This window comes from Neobacillus piezotolerans, from assembly GCF_003362805.1.
Taxonomy (GTDB): Bacteria; Bacillota; Bacilli; order Bacillales; family Cytobacillaceae; genus Bacillus_D; species Bacillus_D piezotolerans.
Map to the genome: position 1 here is coordinate 80871 of NZ_QNQT01000008.1, position 22950 is coordinate 103820.

Sequence of the window (22950 nt, forward strand, 5' to 3'; positions counted from 1 at the left end):
TCAGGGGGATATGCATTTGTCACCAACAGAAAAATTAACAAAATGGCTCAAAGCTTATGCCGAGAATGGCTATTTGAATGGCGCGATGCTCATATCGGTAGGGGGCGAGCTAATCGTGAATGACGGTTTTGGCATGGCCAACTGGGAGCACCGCGTACCGAATACAAAAGCAACAAAGTTCCGGATTGGCTCACTTACCAAAAGTTTCACGGCCGCGGCCATTTTCCAATTGTATAAAAAGCAAGCCGTAGATTTGCATGACCCAATCGGCAAATATGTTGAAGGCGTACCGAATGGGGACTTTATTACCATTTATCATTGCCTGACCCATACGTCCGGAATTCCAGATTTCGCCGCGGCCCCGGATTTCTGGGCAAAAACAATGAGGCTGCCTTCAACCCTGGGCCAATTGCTTGAATCTATAAAAAAGCGTGAGCCGGGATTCCCGCCAGGCGTAGAATTCGAATACTCAAATTCAAACTATTCAATTTTAACAGCGATTATCGAAGAAGCCTCAGGTTTAACATATAGGGATTACCTGCAGGAACATATTTGCGGCCCGCTCGCCATGGAAAATACAGGCTGTGACGATGGCACAAAATTGATTCCGTTCCTTGCCTCGGGCTATACATTCTGGGAGGAACCGTTGCTTGCGGCTTATGCCGATATGTCGTTTCCGCTTGGAGCTTACGGAATGTATTCAACCGTTGGCGACCTTTTCACATGGCAGTGCGCGCTCCTGTCCGATGATTTCCTCGATGGAAGACTGAAAGAAATCATGTTCAAGCCGAATCTTGAGGGTTATGCATGCGGGTGGATGGTATCCGAAATTTCCGGTAAGAGGTGCCTGAACCATTTTGGCGACGTTAGCGGTTATTTTAGCGATTTTCTCACGTTTCCGGATGAGGATATGGCAATCATTTTCCTTAGCAACATGAACATCACGCCTGTCACACATTTAACAAGGCAAGCTGCGAACATTCTTTTCGGGGGAGATGCTGCTTGTCCAGCCCCACTGGCTCCGGTCAAGATTGAGGACGCGATTGATTATGTAGGAACATTCTCTTTGGAAAATCGTCCCGGAATGCCACTTACCGTGTATTTAGAAAAAGAGGCGCTTTACCTTACAGTCCCGAAAATGTATGGAGTGCCATATAAATTCAAGCTAATTCCGATTCATAACGATAGAGAGGCAACTGTTTTTGCGACGGAAATGGTCAACGAGCAAATCATTTTTGTGAAACAAGACAAGAGTTCCGTTCAATATATCGATTACCATGGAAAACGGCACAACGCATTTCGTGAGATCTAAAAAAGGGGTTCCAGCATAGTCCTGAGCCCTCGCACTTTTATGAGCACGAAAAAGATGGCTCCCAGTGTAGGCGGGAGCCATCTTTTGGTTAAAAATAGATGAAATAGATCAAGCCCGCAAGCAAAATCCTGTAAATCGCAAATGGTACAAGTTTAATCCTGTTAATCAGCTTCAGGAAGAAGCGGATGGATATAAGCGCCACAACAAAGGCTGCGAGGAATCCTGCGATAAAAAAGGGCAGGGCGTCAAGGCTGAAGTACTGCCAGTTTTTTAAAAGAGAAATTCCGCTCGCTCCCGCCATAATTGGGACAGCCATGATGAACGTAAAGTCGGACGCCGCCCGGTGGCTCATCCCGAGAATGACGCCGCCCGCTATGGTCGAGCCTGAGCGAGAAAAACCTGGCCACAGTCCGAGGCACTGGAATAACCCGATTCCGAACGCCTGCTTGTAGCCAACCTGATCGACCGTTTCCGCTTTCGGCTCTTTCGGGCGGACAAAATCGGCTAAAATCATCAGAATTGCTCCAAGGACAAGCCCGACCACGACTGTTTTGACTGAGAATAAATGCTCATCGATATAATCTTCGAACAAGACGCCTATGATTCCAGCCGGTACGAGTCCTACAAAGATTTTCATAAGGCTTAATTTTTCTCCGCCTGTCTCTGTTGATGTTTTTATTGAAAGGCCGAGCAAGCTTAAAATCCGCTCTTTAAAGACGATGACGACGGCCAGTATGGAGCCAAGCTGTATGACAACCTTAAACGTGTTGGCGACCGGCGGCGAAAAAAGGTCCTTTGAATGAAGCCACAAGTCATCGACGATAATCATATGGCCTGTGGAGGAGACTGGCGCGAATTCAGTTAATCCTTCTACAATTCCCAGTATAAGTGCTACAATAATTTCCCAAATATTCATGTTCAAACTCCAATTCTAGCGATTTTTTCTTTTGCCTAAGAGTAAATGATATAGGAATTTTCGGAATCAGACAAGGAAAAGGAAAGGAGCAAAACGAAAGTTTACATAACATAACTATAGTAAACAACATAATATTTCCCAATTAAAAAAGAGTTATGGTAAAGTAGCTACTAGGGAAGGTTCGGAAATTCCGGGAGGTAAACTGATGGTTTTTTGGTACTTGGGTTTATTCATGATTGCGTTCTTAATGGGAATGCTGGATGTCCCATCGTTTTTCACCTTTTTGGCGGTGGCGCTTTACATCATATTGAGCGTACCTTATATCATGCCTATTTTATGGAGCAAAGATCCCGAGAGGATGTACGCTTATTTAAAAAAGTCGCGCAATCTGTTTTATCGTTTTCTGTACTTCTATTTAAAAGAGGATATCGAGTCTGCAAACCAGATTGCCGGCAAGATGCGTCCTGGAAAACTAAAGGATATGGCTCTTGTCATGCTGGACCTGAAGCAAAAGCGATATGGGGAAGCCAGGAAAATTCTTACCAACATAAAGGACGGCGTGTTTAAACATTATTACCTGGCAGTAATCTCCCTTGAAGAAGGGGATGAATCGGGCTACGCCGCCCATCGCGAAAAAGTAACAGACAGGGATTACCGGACATGGCTAGAAATCGAGGAACTCGCCAAGAGGGGTAAGTTTTCAGAAGCATTGTCCTTGGTGGACACGCAAATTTCGATTTTAAGAGGCATAAAGTTATTATCAGCCATACATTACAGAAATGAATTGGTAAATAGAAAAGATAGTGAACAGGAAGGGTAAAATGGGGGGATTCGGAGATGAACCGTTTTTCTTTTCAGTTTTTCCGGTTTTTTTCATAGTCATTTTTGCCATTGTCATTGGGGTCTTTCTTTTTACAATCGTTAAAGGAATTGGCGAATGGTCGAGCAATAACAAGCAGCCACGGCTGACTGTTAAGGCGGTGGTCGTCTCAAAAAGGGCGGAAGTAAGCGGCGGCTCAGGCGACTCCTCTTCGTCAACATGGTATTATGCCACCTTTGAGGTGGAGAGCGGAGACAGAATGGAACTTGCGCTGAACGGGCAGGAATATGGCCTGCTCGCGGAAGGCGATACAGGAGAACTGGCTTTCCAGGGCACACGGTATCTCGGGTTTAGCCGCACAAAAGCCATAGCCTCGCCAACCATTTAAAGCCGGTCCAATTGGGCTGGCTTTTGAATTTGAATGACTCTTGAAATGTGATGAGTTATCAAGACCGTTTTGAATGGAAATTGAGCACTAAATTGCCATTTGGCGCTTCATCACGATGGTTTTGTATCATCCTTTTTGTTGTACTGGAATTTTTCAAGCTGATAAATTATACTGAAAAGTAAGAATTTTATAAAATATACTGGCTCCTTGAATGAATAAAACATTCACCTCGTGGAAAAGTAAGCTGACAAGGAGGGACAACAAATGGAAATGAAACCAATTCATTTTGATGGCAGCATGCATCCTGAAGGAAACGGCGAGAACCAGCCACTTTCACAGCCTTTCACACTTACGGATGAGGCGAGGCTGAACATTGGCAAGAATCCTTATTCTCTGGATCAAGGCGAATAAGCGGAGGTTTCTCTATAAGTGTACTGGGCAGGCAGGCCACTAGGATTTGGGAGATTATAGCGGGAGGTAGAGTGGATGGAGAAGCATGAATTGATGAAAATTCTGGTGCTGATCGAATCTGTTTATCCTGAGTTTACGGTAAGAGATGAAACGGTCGAGAACTGGTTTGCAGTTTGCCGGGAAATGGATTATCCGCTGGTCATGAAGAAGCTTTCCGCCCATATAAGGAAAAGCCCTTATCCGCCCCTTATGGCTGAAATAGCTGCTTATGATGAGGATGATTCAACAATTGAAAGGGAAGGCCTTCTTTTGGAGGAAGAGGGATGGATAAGAACGAAACATGACCGGCTCCTGCCAAAAGAGCCGCCACAAATGCCCTGGCAGAATGAATATTTTGCCGGCCTTTAAAAACTTTGACGAGCCGCCATCCGGTTCTCAAGCATGTGAACAGCCTATTTAATCAGCATGTGAACACTTAAGGCCTGCCCTCGCGCGGGCTGTTTTTGTTGTCTGGGAAATTATAAAATGGAACCTTGTGAATAACTCGAAACAAGTTATTGTAATCCAGCTCCAGCGCCTAGCCCCTCGAGGTCATAAGCCAGTTCCCTCCGGAGGGCAGGCCCGTCCTACGGGCCCTGTCTTATGCTGGTCGGGGCTGACCAAGGCGCTTGCGCATTTTGTTCTTAGGGAACTTTCATTTTATGAAGTAGAGAGACGGAAAATTGTCGCATTTCCCCAAATTCCGGTACAATGGAATGGACAATGGTAAAAATGGGGGAAACTGCATGACACTAAACAAGGAATTATATGATTTTTTTATGAGCCAATCATGGCAGTTATCAGAAGACTGGTATGCCATGGTCGTTGACAAAGACCCTTCGTCCGTTTACTCAACTGAAAATCCAGAAATCATTGCCGAACTGAAAAAGCAGAATCAGGAATATTTCCTTCACTTTTATAAGCTGTTTACGGAAGACGAAACCCACTTGCACGGCGAATTCAGAAAATGGTCGCAGGATTTGGCAGATGACCTCAAGCATTTGGACACTCCACTCCATTTTATAATCCGCGAGTATATGAACAGCCAGAAGGTTGCGTTAAAATACATAAACAAGTTTATCGAGCTAAATGAGGAAAGGGTCTCCCTTAAGCAGGCGCTTTCCTGGTATGAAACAACCATAAATGCATTCAATCTCTCAATTGCAATATTTGTGGAAAGCTACCACAAAAACACGATGATCCGCCTGATTTCCCAAAAGGATCTCATCAATGAATTGAGTTCACCTGTCATTAAACTCCAGGGCAATTCAGCGCTTTTGCCGCTAATAGGGGATATCGATACGGCGAGGGCGAAAATCATTCTTGAAAACACACTTGTCCAATGCGTGGAACAAAGCGTTTCTAGCTTGTGCATCGACCTTTCCGGGGTTGCGATCATGGATACTATGGTCGCCAATGAGCTGTTTAACCTTATTAAAGCACTGAAATTAATCGGCGTCCGCACAACCTTATCAGGAATCCGGCCTGAAATCGCACAAACTGCCGTCCTGATTGGCCTTAAATTCGAGGATGTATCAATACTGCCATCGCTTTCCCAAGCGCTCGATGCGGTTAAGGAGATATAAACAAATGGCCCCCATCCGGCAAAAGGGTGGGGACCATTTTTTTTAGGGAAGGATAGGCTCCACCTCGGCAAAGCCCTTTGTTTTCTTGAACGACATCTCATGTGGGAAATTCTCAAGCGCTTCAGACGGATCCAGCTTTGTAAAATGGAGGCCGTTTAATGTGTCGCGATCGTATTTTACTGAAAGGACAAGGATTTTTTCCACATGCCCGGTCGCTCGATCAAGCTGTTCCTCGTATGCATGGACAAAGACAAATTTAACCGGAAGGAGGGCGAACATATCCCGTGCAATCCGTAGGGCACAGCTGCAAACATAATCCTGTGCAAGATCGTAATATTTCGTCTTTGTCATCGCTTTTTCTGAAAGTTTGCCCGTTTTTGTCAACGATAGTTCCTTTCCGGGTATGACAGTTTGCGCATTCACATCAACGGAAACGTGAATTTCATCGGGATTATCCGCTGCAAATTCAAACCCGCTGCCGAATTCGACAAGATCCTCAAGCGGGCCAAATTCCTCGATGACTTCAAAGTAAGCATCGATGTCCCCTTGATTGATGCGGTTTGCGATAGCAGTCATGTGTTTCCAGTCCTTGTAGGCTTCCAGGTCCTCTTTTTTTCGCTAATTCAACATTCGCCTCAAGCTCTCGCCGCTTTTTTTCGTCCCTCCTGAAAAGCCTTTCGAAAAAACCCGGCTGATACGATGCAAGCCTTGCCTGTGCTGCTATTTCATTAGGCCCTGGTGAATTTATAGCAAAGTCTAGCTTTCTGCTAGCAACCTCTAGCCAATCGATAGCCACATCGCATTCATGGTGAATCGATGTAAGCATCGCCAGTTTGTTTTCAAACAATTCAACCTGTAGGCGGGCATACTCCTGCTCCTGTAGCTTCCTGCTTTCTCGCTCTTGCCTCGCCAATTCCGTTCTCCTTCTATATGATGCGGATTGATAAGTCCTGCCGCTGCTTGTAGAGGAATAGGACAGGCCGCTTCCTGGAATTCCGACCGTTGAAGTCCTTCTGCCGCTCGAATGTACTGAATAGCGAAGCCCTCTCCCGCCAACGCTCACACCAACGCCTGTCTTTCCAACCGTCATTCGCACACCAGGAGCAATTTTAAAACTTTTTCGAAACCGCAATCCCATAATCCTGTCCCTCCCGAAATTAACTTGTATTATAATTATCACATCGAGGAAAATCATTTACAATGGATAATGACAACCGTAAAGGAGGGCGTACCAGTTGAAGAAAACGATGGAACCATTGGTTTGGGCGGTTTTTTCATTTTATATGACCATATTAGTTTATCTTCTGTTTTTCTCCGCCTACCGGAACGGAATTAAGGGAATCGTTGACTTTAACCTGATTCCGCTACACACAATCCTTCGGTATTTTTCCTCTTGGGAAGGATTCTCGCTGACAGATGAATTTTTCGGAAACATCCTTGCATTCCTTCCATTCGGTTTTTTCATGCCCCTTCTTTTTGGAAAATTGGCCACCCGGGCCAGGATTGCCGCTTGTTCCTTTTTGCTGTCCCTTTGCGTCGAAACTGTCCAATTCTCTTTCAGGGTCGGCGCTTTTGACGTGGACGATCTAATCCTAAACACAGTGGGAGGGATGATCGGATATGGAATTTTCGCATTGTCCAAAAAAATTTTATCAAAGGTAAATGAATATCCTTTACATTGACATGGGTTTCATTGTAGTATTTCTATATACCTAATAAACCTAGGTAGGTGAGAAAAATGTTCAATCGTGAACTTGTTAAAGGAAGTACATCGCTTTTGCTCCTTCAAATGCTTGGGGACAGGGATATGTACGGATATGAGCTTGTAAAGGAACTGGAAGCAAGGAGCGGGAATGGATTTACCGTGAAGGAAGGAACGCTTTACCCGGCACTTCATAAGCTCGAGAAGCAAGAATACATCGAGTGCTACTGGCAGGAACAAGAAAAAGGCCCTGCCCGTAAATATTACCGGATCACAGATGAAGGCAGGGAGCTCCTTAAAGAAAAAACTCGTGAATGGCAGGATTTTGTTCAAATGATGAACAAAATGATTGGGAGAACGGACCATGGAACAGCTGAAGAATGAATTTTTGAATGAGCTTGGCCGAAAACTAGGATCCGTAAAGGAAAAAGAATCTATCCTTTTGGAATACGAGTCCCATCTGGATGACATGCTTATTGAACTTTTAACCTACGATGTGGAAGATGCCCGCGGGATTGTTTACAACCGGCTTGGAAGCCCGGAAGAGATTGCCGCAATGTGGAAGGAGGAACTGTCTGTCACGCCAAGCAACATGAAGTGGCTGTTCGTCCTCCTCAATGTCTTCCTCTTCGCGGGAGGGGCGGCGCTTACGGCGGCGCACAACATATTTGAATGGAAGTGGGCCACATTTGTATGGAGCTGCCTGACATCAATCCCGTTCATTATCGCATTTGTATACATATTTTTTTGGGCGCTGCTCGGCTACGAAATCGGCCGGAGCTTCGGCCATAAAGGAAGGGCGCTTGTCAAAAAAACTTTCCTGCTAGCGCTCATCCCAAATTTAACGCTCATGGTGCTGACTGTTTCCGGGGCGATTCCCCTCGAATGGTTTCATCCATTATTGACCAATACCTTTATCGCCGCTTGTATCGTCCTAACTGCCGCGCTTTATCCGATCTGCCTATTTGCATACAAATGGGGGCGCAGGGCTTCGGTATAAGTTTTTTCGCAAATATAACCCATAATATAGAGAATAAATGGGGGGCACAGTTGATCGTTTATGCTTTTTTTTGCACATATACATAGAATATCTATATATAAAGAATAACTATGTATTTTAACAATTAGGAGGATATTGATATGGAATTAAGAATGAGGAAAGAGGATTGGCTCTTTTTAGTAGCCTGTCTTGGCATTGGGATTTTAGCTGTGGAAGCTTTTACATGGGGGCGGATCGGGATTTCCTATTTTGTTTTTATCGCGGCATTCTATTCTGTTTTCTTTTGGAGGTTCCGCGGCTTCCAGTTCAGGCATCAGCGCCTGGGCTGGCTTGTGCTCGGAGCAATCTGGCTGCTTTCGGCAAGTTATTTCCTGTTTGATTCAGATGTTTTTTATGGATTGAATATCCTTGCAATACCAGCGCTTGTCGTGTTCCATATTGCCCTGATCACAGGGCCAAAACAAGCGCATTGGGCTCACCCTGTTTTCCTGATCTATATCTTGAAAAGGATTGGCGCAAGCATTGCCTATAACACGGCCGTCGCCCGATTGTTTGGACGGATTGCCATCCGAAAAACAGGGGGAGGGAAAGGGGTCGTGGCAAAGAAGGTCCTGATTGGAGCCGTCATTTCCCTGCCTGTCCTCGCGGTTGTCCTCAACTTGCTGATTTCCGCGGACAGCCAATTTGAACGTATTTTATCCGGATTTCCGGATTGGTTTAGCATTGATGGCGAGATGGTCTTCCGGATAGTGGCTTCTTTGATTTACACTTTTGCGTTTTTCGGGTACCTCCAGATCAATTTAAAAAGGAGGCTCGAAATCCAGCAGCTGAAAAGCGGCGGGCCAAGCGGGGTAGTCGATCCGGTTACAGCTTTGACTGTCCTCATAATTCTCGATGCGGTCTATGTCCTGTTTGTTGCTGTCCAGTTTAAATACTTTTTCAGCGGGACGCTTGGCGAAGAGTTTACGTACGCGGAGTACGCGCGCCGCGGGTTTTTCGAACTTGTTTTCGTTTCATTGATAAATTTGAGTGTCACGATATTTGTTCTTACTTTTTCAAAAATTGGGGGCCAGCGGCTTTGGAGGACGGTGCAGGGCGCGCTCTCGATTCTTGTGGTGGCGACCGGCGTCATCCTGACATCCGCTTTCATGAGGCTAATGATGTACGAAGCGGCATACGGTTTTACTTTTACAAGAGTGCTCGTCCATTCGTTCATGATTTTCCTGCTCGTCATTTTTTGTTACACGTTCGCGAAAATCTGGCTCGCCAGGCTATCCCTGCTGCATTTTTACTTCATATCCGCGCTTGTTTTTTATACAGCGATTAATATAGTCGGCGTGGATAAAATCGTGGTGGAACGGAACCTGGACAGATTTGAGGAAACTGGAAAAATTGACCTCCATTATCTTGCCTACATGTCGGATGCAGGCACACTCGGGCTGATTAAACTGTACCGTGAACAGCCTGAAACACCAGGTCTTAGGGGATTGCTTTTGGAAAAGAAAAAATCTCTGCCGGAAAGTGAGCGCTGGCAATCTTATAACCTGACAAGGGAAAAGGCGAAAGAAGCATTGAAGCAGCTTCAATTTGATTAGGAAAGTTTGGCAGTGTCCCCCTGAGCAGGTGAGGGACCATAAAAAGCAAAGCGGCCCCAATCAGGAGGCCGCTTTGCTAATTATTCAAGCTAACATACATTTTTAAAAAAGAGCCAGCTATTCCAAGACCCCCGCAATCTGGGCGTCCCTGTTTTCAATTAGCCTTTGGTAGAACGACGCAAGTGATGCGGTAATATAAGGAGCCAGCCAGATAAAGCCGATTCCAAGTGTCAAAAGACAGAGCAAGCCCCAGCCGATGAAGCTAAGGTTAAGCAGGAAGTACTTGCCTTTGTATCCGTCCATAAGCTTTCTGCTTTGCGTAATCGCGTCGTTGAGGACGATACCCGGATTGTCCTTAAGGATAAAGTATGTCTGTGAATAGGCGAGTCCTTTTACAATGCCAGGGATGATCAAAAGGAGTGTCCATAGGATTGTATAAATGGATACAAGCAAGTTAAGGCCAATCATTTTGATATACATCTTGCCGGACAAATTGCTAAAAAGGGTGCCGATACTCACTTCGCGGCCACGCCGTATATCCAGGAAGACCCAATAAAAGCTGAGCAGCAACGGAGCAAGCGCCAATGAAACGACAGTAGACAGCCCCGAAGCAGCCGGTGTGGCGTTTTCCTGGTTAATCCAAACTCCAAAGCCTCCGCTAGCGATTATTTCAGCCGTACTAGGGACAATAAAGTAAATCGCATACGTAACAATCATCAATAGAATCGCGATTCCCCAGCGACCTTTAAGGGAAGCTAGGGCGTCTTTTTTAATATCTCTTATTCTCAATTCCTTTCCCCCTATAAAAATTATAAATACAAAATCTAGTATAAAGCAAAACGAATGGGAAATGTTGTGGGATTTTACTGGAAATTGAAAAGTTTAATTTTTACCGAAAAAAATCCCGCTGATTTTTAGCGGGATTTAACAGAATTGGCGAATTAAAAAGAGGTTTCATTTAGCTCATTCATAATTTCGGCTGCTGTCTGGAATGATTTAAGCCGTTCCTGATGGTCAAAAATCTGGGCGTTGATGATAACTTCATCTACAGATGTTTCTTCCAGGAAGGAATTGAGCTTTTTTTTCACCGTTTCCTTTGTCCCGGTAATCGTCGAGGATAGCCTGCCTTCGAGAAGGGTTAATTCATATGGGCTGGCAATATCTTTAATGTTTTCCACTGGCGGCTGAAGTTTAACCGGACGGTTCCTTAGCAGCGAAAGGAACTGCTGCTGCATGGAGGTTGCGAGGAATTCGGCATTTTCTTTTGAATCGGAAACAATGATATTGACCCCGGCCATGCTGTAGGGTTCTACCAATACCTCTGAAGGCTGGAATGTTTGCCTGTAAAGCCTTAAGGCTGCAAGGGTATTTTCAGGTGCGAAGTGGCTGGCGAAAGCGAATGGCAGTCCGAGCCTGCCCGCAAGCTGCGCGCTGAAGCCGCTTGAACCAAGGAGCCAGATCGGGATATTCAATCCTTCTCCTGGTATTGCCCGGACATGGATGACGCCTTCTCTTCTTGATGGATCGAAATACGCCCGTAATTCTTCCACCTGGTTAGGGAAATCATCCGCGCTCATTCGCCAATCTCTTCGGAGGGCGGAGGCGGTAAGCTGGTCGGTGCCGGGCGCGCGTCCAAGGCCAAGGTCGATCCTGCCTGGAAATAAGGACTCAAGCGTGCCGAACTGCTCGGCAATAACCAAAGGAGAATGGTTCGGAAGCATGACGCCTCCGGATCCGACCCGAATTGTGTCCGTATGGGCCGCGACTTGGCCGATCACAACCGCTGTGGCGGAGCTTGCAATGCCGGGCATATTATGGTGTTCAGCGAGCCAATACCGTGTGTATCCCCACTTTTCCGCGTTCCTCGCGAGATCAATTGTATTACGGAGAGAGTCCGCCGCCGTGCCGCCTTCAATGATAGGGGAGAGGTCAAGAACCGAAAAACGGACAGGCTTCTTTTTATCATTTATCGTCATTAATATCACTTCTTTCAATTATTGCTTTCAAAGTGATTGTAACAAGGAAACGCCTATTCTCAAAACGGGTTGCTCTGCAAGGCTGGAATGGAAATGCCATAATCTTGCGCCCGTCAAAGGGAAACTTTACGATAGAAGCAACAGACATGCAATATGAAGGGGGCTTCTCCTATGAGTACATATTCTGGCCTGGTCGAGAGGCAGAAGGCATTTTTTGAAAAAGGTATGACGATGGAGATCGGTTTCAGGAAAGAGGCCATGTCAAAACTACGCAGCCTGATAAAAGGGCATGAACGTGAATTGATGGACGCACTGAAGCTGGATTTGAATAAAAGTGAATTTGAAGCCTATCTAACAGAGATTGGCGTCGTCCTTAGCGAGCTGAATTTTACCGAAAAACACCTTAGTAAATGGGCAAAACCTCGCAAAGTGAAATCCACTGTCGCCATGGCCGGCTCTAAAAGCTATATTTATCCTGAACCATATGGGGTCGCACTCATCATTTCTCCGTGGAATTATCCGTTCCAGCTCGCGGTCGCTCCGCTGATTGGCGCGATTGCCGCAGGTAACTGCGCGATTCTCAAACCTTCCGAACTGACGCCGGCAACATCGAGGATTTTGGCGGAACTGGTTGGGAAAACATTCCCCGAAGACTATATCGCGGTTGTTGAAGGGGACAGCGAAGCAAGCCAAGGCTTATTGCAGTCGAAGGTGGATACTATTTTTTTCACGGGAAGTGTGCCTGTCGGAAGGGCCATCATGGAAGCGGCCGCCAAAAACCTCACCCCGGTAACATTGGAACTTGGCGGTAAAAGCCCCTGTATCGTCCATAGCGACGCGAATCTTGAACTCGCAGCGAAACGGATAGCGTGGGGAAAGTATATCAATGCAGGACAGACTTGCGTCGCCCCTGATTACCTTTACGTGGAAAAATCGATTAAAAATCAGTTCATCCGCCTGCTTGGCGAAGCAGTTTCGACAATTTACGGTACGGCGCCTCATGAAGGGGATACGTTCACACGAATCGTCAGCAAACGCCATTTCGACAGGCTCGGAAGCTTCCTTGGGAACGGCAGGATACTCTTTGGCGGGAGGATAAATCGCGAAAAACTATTAATTGAGCATACCGCGATTGACGGAGTGGACTGGGAATCTCCTGTCATGCGGGAGGAAATTTTCGGGCCAATTTTGCCGGTGCTCGAATATGATTCGCTATCAGAAGTTGTCACAATGGTGAATAACCAGCCGAAACCCCTGGCCCTGTATCTATTTTCCGAAACCAAAGAGATCCAGGAGGAGATTCTCGCAAAAATCTCCTTTGGAGGCGGCTGTATCAATGATACAGTCATGCATCTTGCTTCTCCGTATCTTCCGTTTGGCGGTGTAGGGGAGAGCGGGATAGGGGCATACCATGGAAAGGGCAGTTTCGATGTTTTTTCCCATGAAAAAAGCATCATGAAACAAACAACCAAATTCGATTTGCCCTTCCGCTACCAGAAGACAAAGGACGCGCTTAAAAAGATTAAACTGTTTTTAAAATAGGCTTTGTAAGGATGTTAAAAGAATAAGGGAAACGCAATTTGAAAGGTTTTCCCTTACCATTTCCCTCAATTGGCCGTTTCTATTTCATACTGTCTAAGTGTGGCCGATGAAAAATTATACGGTGATTTAATTGCCATCCCAGTGATAGATTAGTTGGACGACCCCTGAGGAAAATGGCCTTGTATTAGCCAATTTCAAATTCACTCTTTGTTTAATATTATTAAACAGCGGTTTCCCTTCCCCTAATATGACAGGGTGGACAGATAATCTAAACTCATCAACAAGCCCTAAATCGATAAAAGTAGTAATCAGGCTGGCTCCACCATATAACCAGATGTCTTTCCCCGGCTGGCTTTTAATTTTGTTTACTTCTTCAAGGATATTGCCATTTATGAAGGTGGCCTTGTTGTCGGTTCCTTTTTGCAATCTCGAAAACACATATTTTTCTTTGCCATGGATGGATTCCCAAACTTCTTGATCAGTCTCATTAATACCTTCGGGAGTAAATTGTCCCCATAAATCATAGCTTTTTCTACCATAAAAAATCGTATCGATTTGCTCCAGGAAATCACTAAACTCCATGTCAGGATCCATTATGCACCAATCAACTTCTCCATTTTTGCCTTCTATAAAACCATCCAATGTTACTGCTAGATCCAGTACTATTCGTCTTTTGTTAACGGTATTTGCCATGAAGCCTCCTCCTTCAGTCCTTTCTGCCTTCTTAAATAAAGAATAACAGCGATTAAAGATATCAGAAAGTTCTTTGCAAAACAAAAAGAAGGCGCACGGTTGTTGTGCGCCCAGCTATTATTAGATATCAAAAAACAAACCCATAATTTTGCGTTTTTTCTTTCGCTTTCCTATGATTGCCGAATCAAGGACAAGGGGCGGCATGCTTTGCTGTTCTTTTGCTGCCGCAGGCTGGGCCATATTTTCAAAGGCGGCGGCCAGGGCGGCAACCTGTGCCTGAAGTTCCTCGATCTCTTTCCGGTGCTGGAGGAGCTGATAGGCAGCGACCGAGTCGGCTTTCCCGTCCATCCGCCGTTCAAGGTCCGCAAACATTAGGAGAACTTTTTCCATATCGGGATGCATTTCGGCCACTTTCACAGTTCCTTTCCTCGATTCCTTCACGGCTACGGGTGCGACGTCCTGCAAAAGCGCGCCTTTCTGGATTTGGTCGCGGATGTTTTCTAGAAGGGCGATGTCTTCTTCATTAAATGTATAGTGGCCGCGCTCATTCCGTTCCATCGGTAAATTCAGCTGTTTCACCCATCGTTGAACTGTGCTTGTGGACACTCCAAGAAGTTTGGCAACTTCGCTAGAATTCATGTTTATTCCCCCGTTTTTGATAGTGAGCTTTATTTTTTTAAAAAAATTGGCTAAAAATCAGCCCCAGAATTTCCACCATCTTTTTTCTTTCGCGGCGGCTGCGTCCCTGAAACTTGAAACGATTTCCTGAAGCAATTCTTCCCTGCGGTCCATTTCCTGGCTATGTACCAGCCGTTCCATATGCAGGGTTTCAAGGTAAAATTCCCTATCCTTGATCAGGGTTTCGTTAAAGCTTTCCACTACGCTTTCGGTTACCAGATTGGCGTCAGACATTGATTTCACCAGCGCTTTCATTTCTTTTGACGACCGCTCCGCATTTTGGGCGATCCGCTTGTTGATGGTTACGAAATGCTCGGAGCTTGCCTTCGAAACATTCGAAATGCTGTTCGAAAGGAAACGGGCTGTTTCGGAAGCTTGTTCCGAAGTTCTCGCAACTTCCGAAGATAGCTCCGCAACTTCCGCGGCGACGCGTTCGCCTGATTTATAAATAGAATCAGACAGGCTTTTTACTGTGTGGAAAGAGCCTTTCGAAACTTCCTTTTTAACTTCCTCGATAAGTTCCTTACGGATGGTCCCCCGGATTTCTTCCCTTACACCGGCAAAGAAATCCTGCTTGTACACATCCATTGCGGAGAAAAATGCTTCCATATCAAAAGGGGACTGGGAAGCTTCAGCTGGCAAAGGTTTTGTTTCACCTACGACTGTAACCGATGCTGCGAATGGTTCGGAAGTCGCTTCTGAACATTGCCTGAAATGCTCCTTGATTAAATCCCTGATCATTTCCTTTCCCAGGTTCTTTTCGCGCATTTGTTTGATTTTTTCCAATAGGTTAATCTCTGTATCAGTATAAAAACGTGAACCCTGCCTTGTCCGCGGAATCGTCAACAGCCCGTTGAAATCTCGCTCCCACTGGCGGAGTGTGCCCTGGGGAACATTGATAAGCCTCGAAACCTCCTGGATTGTATATGCCTTCATGATTTGCCCATCTTTCATCTGCATGCATCCTTTCATCCCAAATTGTTTTTCCTTGTCGGCGGGGTAAGACATTCGATTGATATTAAATAAGTTTAGCCGTAAAATAGACGATTTCCTGCATCATGACAAAAGCTATCAAAACTAGTGGGAAACTGAGCGAATTAAACAAAGGCCAAAGAATTTGCCAACTGGACACGAAATAGGGAGCAGGTGAAATACTTATCGCGGCATACAGACAAATTTTTCGGATTTCGGATCTCCATAAAGTTGTGGCTGCTTAAATCGTTCCCTGCAAGCAGCACTCACCAGTTCTCCGATTCGCCCATATACTGGAATGAAAGAGGAGGGATGAGGATGTATCCAAATTATTATGAGAATGATTTTTACAGACAGCAGGAAAAGCTAGCAGCGGATGTATTGCGGGCAATCAATGGGGAATATTCAGCAATCCAGTGTTATGAGCGGATTGCCAGGCTCGCCCCAAATGACCGGGTCCGGCGGCAAATCAATGAAATAAGGGCTGATGAACAAAGGCACTACCAGGAATTTGTGCGTATTTACACAAACATGACAGGCAGGCAGCCAAATGTACAAGTGATTGAAGGCTGTCCGGCAACGTATCGGGAAGGGCTTAATTTCGCGTTTCATGATGAGCAGGAAACAGTGGATTTTTATCATCGGATTGCAAAGGAAACAACATCCAATGAAGTCCGTGAAACGTTCAGGAATGCGGCGGCTGATGAACAGAACCACGCGGTCTGGTTCTTGTATTTCATGGGGGCGGGCCGCTGAGGTGTAGTCCGGAGCAGCCTATACAAAAAAAAAACGTATTATACCATTCCTGGTAGGGAAAAGGATCCATAAGCGCAGGCAGGCCCACGGATATCCATGGCCTGTTTTTATTTACACATCCTATGTTTCATGCACCAGGAGGAAATCTTTTGTATAAAGTCTGCCAGCTGAGATCAACTGCCCGTAAATGCTTGGGTGATGTTTCACTTTATGCTCCAACTTTAATCAAAATTTAACAATCATAAGTACTGTGGCACTATTGATTTTTCAGGGATAAAAAGGTAACATGTTGATACTTAAGCGAGAAAGGGTGGCCTGGGGCGATGATGATATAATCCTATTTCAGAAAAACGCTCGCGGTTAAACTGGAGACAAACAATTTTTCTGGAAGGGATAGGTCTTGCCTTTAGGTGAAATAAAAATGATGGGGATACCCTTCATTTTCTTTTTGCCCGAATGAAAGCCTTCTGTCCAGAAAGGGGTAGGGGGCTTTTTTATGTCTGAGATAACTGGAAATGAAAAACTGGGAATGGGGGCATTGTTCCGTAACCAGGTAATTAGGACAATATTGATGTCCATGCTGTTCCTGCAAATAGGAATTTGGGTTAGGAATTACTCCATTCTGTTATTTGTAATTGAAAAGACCGATAGTGACCCGATTGCGATATCACTTATTTCGGTTGCTGAGTTTGCGCCAATCTTTTTATTTTCCATCATAGGCGGAACATTTGCAGACCGGTGGCGGCCAAAGAAGACCATGATTTGGTGTGACATTTTAAGTGCAGTGTCTGTATTTATCGTAATGTTAACGTTATTTTTTGGCAGTTGGAAAGTGATTTTCTTTGCAACGTTGGTATCTTCAATCCTTTCACAATTTTCACAGCCGTCCGGCATGAAGTTGTTTAAACTGCATGTTCCTGCAGAACTTGTCCAGATGGGGATGTCGATGTACCAAACCCTTTTTGCTTTCTTTTTAATTTTGGGACCGGTTTTGGGTACATTCGTCTATCAGCATTTTGGTATCCTTGCTGCGATTGCCATCATGGGGGTAGCGTTTATTTGCTCGGCTGCTGTCCTGCTAATGCTTCCGGCTGATCCGGCTTTAACCGAAGAAAAGCAGAAGACTACATTGGTAGAGGAAATGAAGGCAGGTTTCCGTTATGTTTGGAACCACAGGGCCTTAACTTTGCTTGGTGGCTGTTTTGCTGTATCAGGGCTGGCCATCGGTTTGACTCAGCCGCTTGGTGTATTCCTGATTACGGAGAGGCTTGGGCTTCCTAAAGAAGATTTACAATGGCTGATGGCTGCATTTGGAGTCGGCATGATTCTTGGTGGAGGCATAACAGTAGCAATTGCCCGAAAGGTACAGCCGCAGGTGCTTCTTGCCATTGGGATGGCGGCAAGTGCCGTTGGTTTCATCGGAATGGGCATGTCGACAACACTCTGGCTGACACTTGCAGCACAGTGTTTTTCAGGTTTATTCATGCCATGCATTCAAATCGGAATAAACACAATGATCTTGCAAAATACAGAGGAAGCGTTTATTGGAAGAGTGAATGGATTATTAAATCCAATTTTCATGGGGGCTACTGTACTGACCATGTCGATTGCAGGCTGGCTAAAGACACATTTATCAATCGTTTACATTTATGAAACATCGGCGATTCTTCTCATTATTGGAATTATTGTCCTGCTGCCTTTATTGAAAAAGAATTCGGGCAGCATAGGACTTAAGGAAGGACTATAAAATAAGGTGGCATAAGTGGAAATCAACATAGTATAGAAAAATAGGCCCCTGCCGATTGGCAGGGGCTTATTACCGTAAACTTATTCCTCAGAATCTTCTTCGGTTTCTTCAGTTTCAGGATCTTCTGCATCAGTATCATTATCGCTGCAACCTGTGGCAATACCCGTTAACATGAAAGCTGCCAAGAACGCTAATAGCCCTTTTTTCATTCCCTTTATATCTTTCATTTTCCTTTGCCTCCTTAATAGTTGCGAGAATGACTTACAGGTCTATCATACATGAGAATGAACTTTAAAACGGAGAAATTAACAATTCTTTACAATAACAGCCGCGAAATGTTAAATTCTTCACCCTGGATTAACAAAATTTACCCGATCTTCAATGATACTTGATATTAAAGAAAGGGAGGGTGACATAATTGGCTCCAAGCCATAAAACCTTTTGTGAATAGAACGGGGCAGGCAACCAGCCGGGCAAACATGAATATGCTATGAAAAAGGTGTGAACCATATGGTCCATATTGTTAAACCCGGCGAAACGCTTGCCATTATCGCGATGAACTACAGGGTCAGCCTGCGTAGTCTTCAAAAAGCCAATCCAGGGGTGGGAGCAGTAACAGCGGGGCAGCGGATCATCATTCCCGGCCTGCCAGATCCGGCAAGCATTCCATTCCGTATTGAAATTTCTGTAAAAAGGAGGAATCTCGTACTCTTTAAAGACGGAAAACTTTTTAAAATTTATCCGATTGGGGTAGGCAAAATGCTGACTGCCACGCCTACAGGCGAGTATATCATCGTAAACAGGGAACCGAATCCCGGCGGACCGTTTGGCGTCATGTGGCTGTCATTGTCTCGGGCGGGATATGGAATCCATGGAACAAACCGGCCATCCTCGATTGGGAAAGCTGTCTCTCACGGCTGCGTTCGAATGTATAACAAAGATGTTCTCGAACTTGCTTCACTTGTCCCAAATGGAACGCGGGTCATCATTCGGAACTGACTCCGGTAGGATGGCCTTTCTTCTTTAAAAAATATTTTCTACATGAAAGTAACCTTTCCAGGAATAGCATCCCGCATGAACTTGGCCGGTAAACCCCACTCCCAATTTTGGAAAAAATTGAAGGAAATACGATTCTCTTGTCGAATTTATAGGGGAAGGTCCTATCTATTTTGTCAAATTGGCCAACCTTCTCTATCCATTCAATGATTTCATCGCGGGGTGCTGGTATGAAGATTTACGGACGAATAACGATAGTGATCATATCATTTGGCTTGCTTTTGTTAGATAAGCTATACCACGGGGACGATTTTTTCCGGTTCCACACACTATTCTTTCTGGCGATGGCTGTCGTAGTTGGCTGGCAATATGACCGGCTTTCCTTTTACATGAAAAAGACGAAGGAGAGTGAGGACAGTTACCGGCGTCTCGTTGAATCCTTGCCGGAAGCCGTCATCATCCACAGGAATTATCAGGTCCTCTATGTCAATGAAGCCGCGGTTAAAATGATGCGCGCAGAAAACAAGCAGCAGCTCATCGGACAAAATATTTTTAAGTGCATCGACCCCGAATATATTAACAGGGTGAAAGAAAGGATCCGCCTTGCTGAGCAGGAACGAAAACCCCTAACGGTTATGGAATACAAGATGAAGCGACTGGATGGCGATTCCTTCTTCTTCGAAGTTTCCTCGCTGGCGATAACGTATGGGGGAAAGGATTGCCACTTATCGCTTGGAAAAGATATTACAAACCGGAAGAAGGAGACGGACCGCCTGCTTCAGAAATCGGAGAAACTCGCACTGCTTGGCCAAATGGCGGCCGGAATTGCCCACGAAATCAGAAACCCACTCACTTCCATAAAAGGATTCATTCAACTTTTCAAAGCCGAAACGGATAAAAAGGAATATTACGATGTTGTTCTTTCCGAGCTGGATAGGATCAACAGCATTGTCAGTGAATTCCTTTTGCTTGCTAAACCAACTGCCGCGGTTTTCAGGGAAGGGAATCTCGTCCAGATCTTACATGACGTTGTCACCTTAATCAATACGCAATCCGCGATGAACAATGTGCGAATTACAACTGCTGTCGGCCCAAATATTCCGCCAATCATTTGCGAAGAGAACCAATTAAAGCAAGTTTTTATCAATCTTTTAAAAAATTCTATCGAAGCCATGCCAAATGGCGGAAATATATATATCAGTGTCCAAAAATCGCAACCGGAAGAAGTGTTTATAAAAATTGTCGATGAAGGAGTCGGTATCCCGGAGGAAAGGATGAAAACGATTGGTGAGCCATTTTATACTACAAAGGAAAAAGGAACTGGGCTTGGACTGATGACCTGTTTCAAAATCATTGAAGGCCACAATGGGAAGCTGATCTTCTCCAGTGAGGTAGGAGTAGGAACGACAATCATCATCCACCTGCCAGGCATGACAAGAACACACCTTAAGAAGGATATCGATGAATAGTACATACCTTTTTGAATTGGCTGGGAATGCCAATGAAAAGCTTCTAATATACAAGAAACCCCTTCAGGAAACTAACCCGGGGGAGTTGGGCGGTTTCAACGGAAGGGGCTTTTTCCTATTATTGACACGTTCCGCAAGTTTTATGCAGCGTGGTTTACGTTTCCTTTAGTTTTGAAGACTGTTTTGCGAATGAACGGAACGACCCAGCGATCAAGGCCAAAGCGGCCGGCGTTATAGCCTGCGAACAGGATAATCGCGCCAAGGAAAATATCTGTCGGATTATGGGAAATCGTTCCCGCAAGCATAAAGCTAAAGTTCATGACGAGCCCGAAGAACATAGCGGCTGTTGTCAAACATCCAAGAAGGAGGCCAAGACCTACAAGGAATTCGCCGATAGGAATCAACGTGTTAAAAATCTCTGCGTTCGGGATGGCGAATGAATTAAGGAAATCGACATACCAGCCGTATACCAAAGATCCGTCCGGTCCTTTAATGGGATTTGCGGCCGCTCCTTTCAAAAATCCAGATGCGTCGAATCCGCCTGTAAGTTTATGATAGCCTGCCGTTAACCAAGAATAACCGAGATAAAGACGAAGGACTGTAAGAATGCCTGCTGCGATTTTGTTGTTCCTTAAAAAATTGACAACCATTTTATTTCACTCCTTAAAGGTTAATTACTGTTTCTATGGTTAGAATATATCATTTATTTTTCCGCTTGTGCGAATTATGTTCAGCATTTCACAATTCTGTAAAAATGGTTTGAACAAATTATGACTAGTGATAAAGAGCTATTGCGAGTAAAGCTTAAAAGCCAAAAAACCTGTATAAGGGGCTACAGAGAAGAGGCATTAAAAAAGGCAACCGGGATGGGTTACCTCATTAAATTCAGGAATTGATGGAGGATCTCATTTGTATCATATTGTTAGGCGAATAGTCGACTATGTCTTCAATGACCTGGCCATCCGTGTTGCCAAGGCTGATACCGAGCAGCCTGGCGAACGTTGGCCCCTCGTCAACAAGCCTCATAGAAGGGATGCGAACACCTTCGAGTATGCCCTTTCCCTTCGCAAAGAAGACGGTACTGTACTTTTCCTTGAGAGGGGAGTATCCATGGCAGGCAAATGAAAAGTTCCTTTTCGCAACGGCTTCCTCGGTAATATCCTCAATGAATGTTCCTTCATGGCTATCCTCGAAATAGAATCCCCTCAAGGCCTCAAGCATGAAGATTGCACTGCCATCAGCGCCGAATCGGTCAGCTTCCATACCGGTATAGGCCGTTTCAATCCCGTTCCGTTTATCGGTTATCAGCATGTCAATAAGGCGTTCCAATGTTTTCTTTGTTTCATGATCTTTAGGGTTTTTCAGGTAAAGATACGCCGAGCCGTCACAGCTTTTGCAAAACGCTTTCCAGCTGTTGATTTTCCCTTTTTTATCTGTTTTAATCAATCCATTTTCTTTTAATAGCACATTCATTTTTAGCGCTTTAGAGACGTCCAAGGCGCTGTGGTCCCCAAGAATAGCGATGGTCGAGGAATCCGCCAGGCCCGAATCCCTGATTGCCCCCAATATCCTTCCTAGCCTTTTGTCATGCCGTTTAAGAGCCGCGTTTGCTTCATTGGATGAAAAACCGTGGTGGTGGCGCTGCGAGTCAAGGTCAACAAAATGGACAAGCATCAAACCGGGCTTTTTAGCTTTAATCGTATGGACAGCGGACTCAAGGACAAAGTCATCAAGCTCCGGCTGCCGGATACCCTTGCGAATTTTCCCGAAACGGGCTTCCATTTCAATTTGAAATAGGGGGGAACCGTTAAAAAGTGAGACCATTACTTGAGTTTGCCAAGGACGGTTTGCGAAAATTTCAGGCATGTTGTAGTCAATTTTCGCGCGGGCGGTTACAGGCCAGAGGAGGGAGGCTGTCTCCATGCCTGCTTTTTTTGCTTCATCATACAGTGTTGTTCCGTTGATTGCCTGGCGATGCCAGTACCAGTCCGGCGACTGCCTTCCGGGCTGGATGAAGGTGTTGTTCACGACGCGATGCCGGTTCGGATAGTTCCCTGTAATAATTGAAGTATGGCAGGGATACGTAACAGACGGATAGATCGTTTCGACATTCGTGCAATAGGAGCTTCCATTCATGAAGGTTTGAAAGTTAGGAAGCTTCAAAAGGGCCGGGATGTCGAGTGACGAGAGACAATCAAATGACAAAATGATCAGATGGTCGGTTAGCCTGGTCATAACAGCCTCCGTGAAAGAGTTTATGGTAGATTGGCAGAGTGGAAGGGCGGAAATACCTTAACAACTCTTGTGGCTATTAAGGACGGGTTCTTGCCTGAATTTTACCACAAGAGGTCC

26 protein-coding genes are annotated in these 22950 nt (G+C 45.2%); 15 read left to right on the forward strand and 11 right to left on the reverse strand.

The features are described 5' to 3' along the window. Nucleotides 1-16: 16 nt before the first annotated feature. Nucleotides 17-1312 carry a serine hydrolase domain-containing protein gene (locus DRW41_RS16425; RefSeq protein ID WP_439330879.1) on the forward strand — a complete coding sequence of 432 codons (1296 nt, stop codon included), beginning with the start codon at nt 17-19 and terminating at the stop codon, nt 1310-1312. Between the two features lie 88 nt (nt 1313-1400). Here DRW41_RS16425 and DRW41_RS16430 read toward each other — a convergent pair whose 3' ends face one another. Beyond that, nucleotides 1401-2228 carry an undecaprenyl-diphosphate phosphatase gene (locus DRW41_RS16430; RefSeq protein WP_115453107.1) on the reverse strand — a complete coding sequence of 276 codons (828 nt, stop codon included), beginning with the start codon at nt 2226-2228 and terminating at the stop codon, nt 1401-1403. A 205-nt stretch (nt 2229-2433) separates the two neighbouring features. On the opposite strand from DRW41_RS16430, the gene DRW41_RS16435 reads away from it, so the two are divergent. The 5 genes from DRW41_RS16435 to DRW41_RS16450 all read left to right on the forward strand — a co-directional run bounded on the left by DRW41_RS16435 (nt 2434) and on the right by DRW41_RS16450 (nt 5472). Then, nucleotides 2434-3048, forward strand: a complete 615-nt coding sequence (locus tag DRW41_RS16435) for a hypothetical protein (RefSeq protein ID WP_115453108.1) — start codon at nt 2434-2436, stop codon at nt 3046-3048. 1 nt (nt 3049) lies between these two features. Further along, nucleotides 3050-3436 carry a DUF2500 domain-containing protein gene (locus DRW41_RS16440; protein WP_115453109.1) on the forward strand — a complete coding sequence of 129 codons (387 nt, stop codon included), beginning with the start codon at nt 3050-3052 and terminating at the stop codon, nt 3434-3436. Nucleotides 3437-3700: 264 nt separating this feature from the next. Then, on the forward strand, nt 3701-3847 hold the full coding sequence (locus DRW41_RS23080; RefSeq protein WP_181884604.1) for a hypothetical protein: 147 nt from the start codon (nt 3701-3703) through the stop codon (nt 3845-3847). 75 nt (nt 3848-3922) lie between these two features. Next, nucleotides 3923-4255 (forward strand): replicative helicase loader/inhibitor, encoded by a 333-nt coding sequence (locus tag DRW41_RS16445; RefSeq protein ID WP_115453110.1) that lies wholly within the window; start codon nt 3923-3925, stop codon nt 4253-4255. Nucleotides 4256-4632: 377 nt separating this feature from the next. Then, complete coding sequence (locus tag DRW41_RS16450) at nt 4633-5472, forward strand: STAS domain-containing protein (protein WP_115453111.1); 840 nt, start codon at nt 4633-4635, stop codon at nt 5470-5472. A gap of 42 nt (nt 5473-5514) precedes the next feature. On the opposite strand, the gene DRW41_RS23465 is transcribed toward DRW41_RS16450, so the two are convergent. Continuing rightward, nucleotides 5515-6048 carry a hypothetical protein gene (locus DRW41_RS23465; RefSeq protein ID WP_245959469.1) on the reverse strand — a complete coding sequence of 178 codons (534 nt, stop codon included), beginning with the start codon at nt 6046-6048 and terminating at the stop codon, nt 5515-5517. Continuing rightward, nucleotides 5996-6610 carry a DUF4236 domain-containing protein gene (locus DRW41_RS23470; protein ID WP_245959470.1) on the reverse strand — a complete coding sequence of 205 codons (615 nt, stop codon included), beginning with the start codon at nt 6608-6610 and terminating at the stop codon, nt 5996-5998. Before DRW41_RS23470 ends, DRW41_RS23465 begins: the two co-directional genes overlap by 53 nt. A 97-nt stretch (nt 6611-6707) precedes the next feature. Between DRW41_RS23470 and DRW41_RS16460 the strand changes: the two genes are divergently transcribed. The 4 genes from DRW41_RS16460 to DRW41_RS16475 all read left to right on the forward strand — a co-directional run bounded on the left by DRW41_RS16460 (nt 6708) and on the right by DRW41_RS16475 (nt 9769). Further along, on the forward strand, nt 6708-7154 hold the full coding sequence (locus DRW41_RS16460) for a VanZ family protein (protein WP_222928856.1): 447 nt from the start codon (nt 6708-6710) through the stop codon (nt 7152-7154). A 56-nt stretch (nt 7155-7210) separates the two neighbouring features. Beyond that, nucleotides 7211-7558, forward strand: a complete 348-nt coding sequence (locus tag DRW41_RS16465; RefSeq protein ID WP_115453112.1) for a PadR family transcriptional regulator — start codon at nt 7211-7213, stop codon at nt 7556-7558. Beyond that, the gene (locus DRW41_RS16470; protein ID WP_115453113.1) at nt 7539-8174 is read left to right on the forward strand and encodes an HAAS signaling domain-containing protein; all 636 of its coding nucleotides are present in this window, start codon (nt 7539-7541) and stop codon (nt 8172-8174) included. Before DRW41_RS16465 ends, DRW41_RS16470 begins: the two co-directional genes overlap by 20 nt. 140 nt (nt 8175-8314) lie before the next feature. Further along, on the forward strand, nt 8315-9769 hold the full coding sequence (locus DRW41_RS16475; protein WP_115453114.1) for a DUF4153 domain-containing protein: 1455 nt from the start codon (nt 8315-8317) through the stop codon (nt 9767-9769). 117 nt (nt 9770-9886) lie between these two features. Here DRW41_RS16475 and DRW41_RS16480 read toward each other — a convergent pair whose 3' ends face one another. Then, the gene (locus DRW41_RS16480; protein WP_115453115.1) at nt 9887-10558 is read right to left on the reverse strand and encodes a DUF975 family protein; all 672 of its coding nucleotides are present in this window, start codon (nt 10556-10558) and stop codon (nt 9887-9889) included. 152 nt (nt 10559-10710) lie between these two features. Then, nucleotides 10711-11745, reverse strand: coding sequence for an LLM class flavin-dependent oxidoreductase (locus DRW41_RS16485; protein ID WP_115453116.1), 1035 nt, complete (start codon nt 11743-11745; stop codon nt 10711-10713). Between the two features lie 171 nt (nt 11746-11916). On the opposite strand from DRW41_RS16485, the gene DRW41_RS16490 reads away from it, so the two are divergent. Then, nucleotides 11917-13287, forward strand: a complete 1371-nt coding sequence (locus tag DRW41_RS16490) for an aldehyde dehydrogenase (RefSeq protein WP_115453117.1) — start codon at nt 11917-11919, stop codon at nt 13285-13287. A 126-nt stretch (nt 13288-13413) separates the two neighbouring features. Here the strand turns inward: DRW41_RS16490 and DRW41_RS16495 are convergent, their stop codons facing one another. From DRW41_RS16495 to DRW41_RS16505, 3 genes are all read right to left on the reverse strand, one after another. Beyond that, a complete protein-coding gene (locus tag DRW41_RS16495) occupies nt 13414-13980 on the reverse strand; it encodes a dihydrofolate reductase family protein (RefSeq protein ID WP_115453118.1) in 567 nt (188 codons plus the stop codon). Between the two features lie 120 nt (nt 13981-14100). After that, on the reverse strand, nt 14101-14619 hold the full coding sequence (locus tag DRW41_RS16500) for a MerR family transcriptional regulator (protein WP_115453119.1): 519 nt from the start codon (nt 14617-14619) through the stop codon (nt 14101-14103). Nucleotides 14620-14676: 57 nt separating this feature from the next. Continuing rightward, on the reverse strand, nt 14677-15618 hold the full coding sequence (locus DRW41_RS16505) for a MerR family transcriptional regulator (protein ID WP_222928857.1): 942 nt from the start codon (nt 15616-15618) through the stop codon (nt 14677-14679). Between the two features lie 330 nt (nt 15619-15948). Here DRW41_RS16505 and DRW41_RS16510 point away from each other — a divergent pair, with 330 nt between their 5' ends. Then, nucleotides 15949-16386, forward strand: a complete 438-nt coding sequence (locus DRW41_RS16510; RefSeq protein ID WP_115453121.1) for a ferritin family protein — start codon at nt 15949-15951, stop codon at nt 16384-16386. Between the two features lie 496 nt (nt 16387-16882). Continuing rightward, nucleotides 16883-18133 (forward strand): MFS transporter, encoded by a 1251-nt coding sequence (locus DRW41_RS16515; RefSeq protein ID WP_115453122.1) that lies wholly within the window; start codon nt 16883-16885, stop codon nt 18131-18133. An 80-nt stretch (nt 18134-18213) separates the two neighbouring features. On the opposite strand, the gene DRW41_RS23085 is transcribed toward DRW41_RS16515, so the two are convergent. Next, a complete protein-coding gene (locus DRW41_RS23085) occupies nt 18214-18360 on the reverse strand; it encodes a hypothetical protein (RefSeq protein ID WP_181884607.1) in 147 nt (48 codons plus the stop codon). Between the two features lie 283 nt (nt 18361-18643). Here DRW41_RS23085 and DRW41_RS16520 point away from each other — a divergent pair, with 283 nt between their 5' ends. Together DRW41_RS16520 and DRW41_RS16525 are read left to right on the forward strand one after the other, a co-directional pair. Continuing rightward, complete coding sequence (locus DRW41_RS16520; protein WP_115453123.1) at nt 18644-19132, forward strand: L,D-transpeptidase family protein; 489 nt, start codon at nt 18644-18646, stop codon at nt 19130-19132. 254 nt (nt 19133-19386) lie between these two features. Beyond that, nucleotides 19387-20598, forward strand: coding sequence for an ATP-binding protein (locus DRW41_RS16525; RefSeq protein WP_245959471.1), 1212 nt, complete (start codon nt 19387-19389; stop codon nt 20596-20598). A 140-nt stretch (nt 20599-20738) separates the two neighbouring features. Here the strand turns inward: DRW41_RS16525 and DRW41_RS16530 are convergent, their stop codons facing one another. Together DRW41_RS16530 and DRW41_RS16535 are read right to left on the reverse strand one after the other, a co-directional pair. Next, nucleotides 20739-21248: a DoxX family membrane protein gene (locus tag DRW41_RS16530; RefSeq protein ID WP_115453125.1), complete on the reverse strand. Its 510-nt coding sequence runs from the start codon at nt 21246-21248 to the stop codon at nt 20739-20741. 235 nt (nt 21249-21483) lie between these two features. Continuing rightward, nucleotides 21484-22833 (reverse strand): alkaline phosphatase family protein, encoded by a 1350-nt coding sequence (locus DRW41_RS16535; protein WP_115453126.1) that lies wholly within the window; start codon nt 22831-22833, stop codon nt 21484-21486. Nucleotides 22834-22950 lie beyond the last annotated feature (117 nt).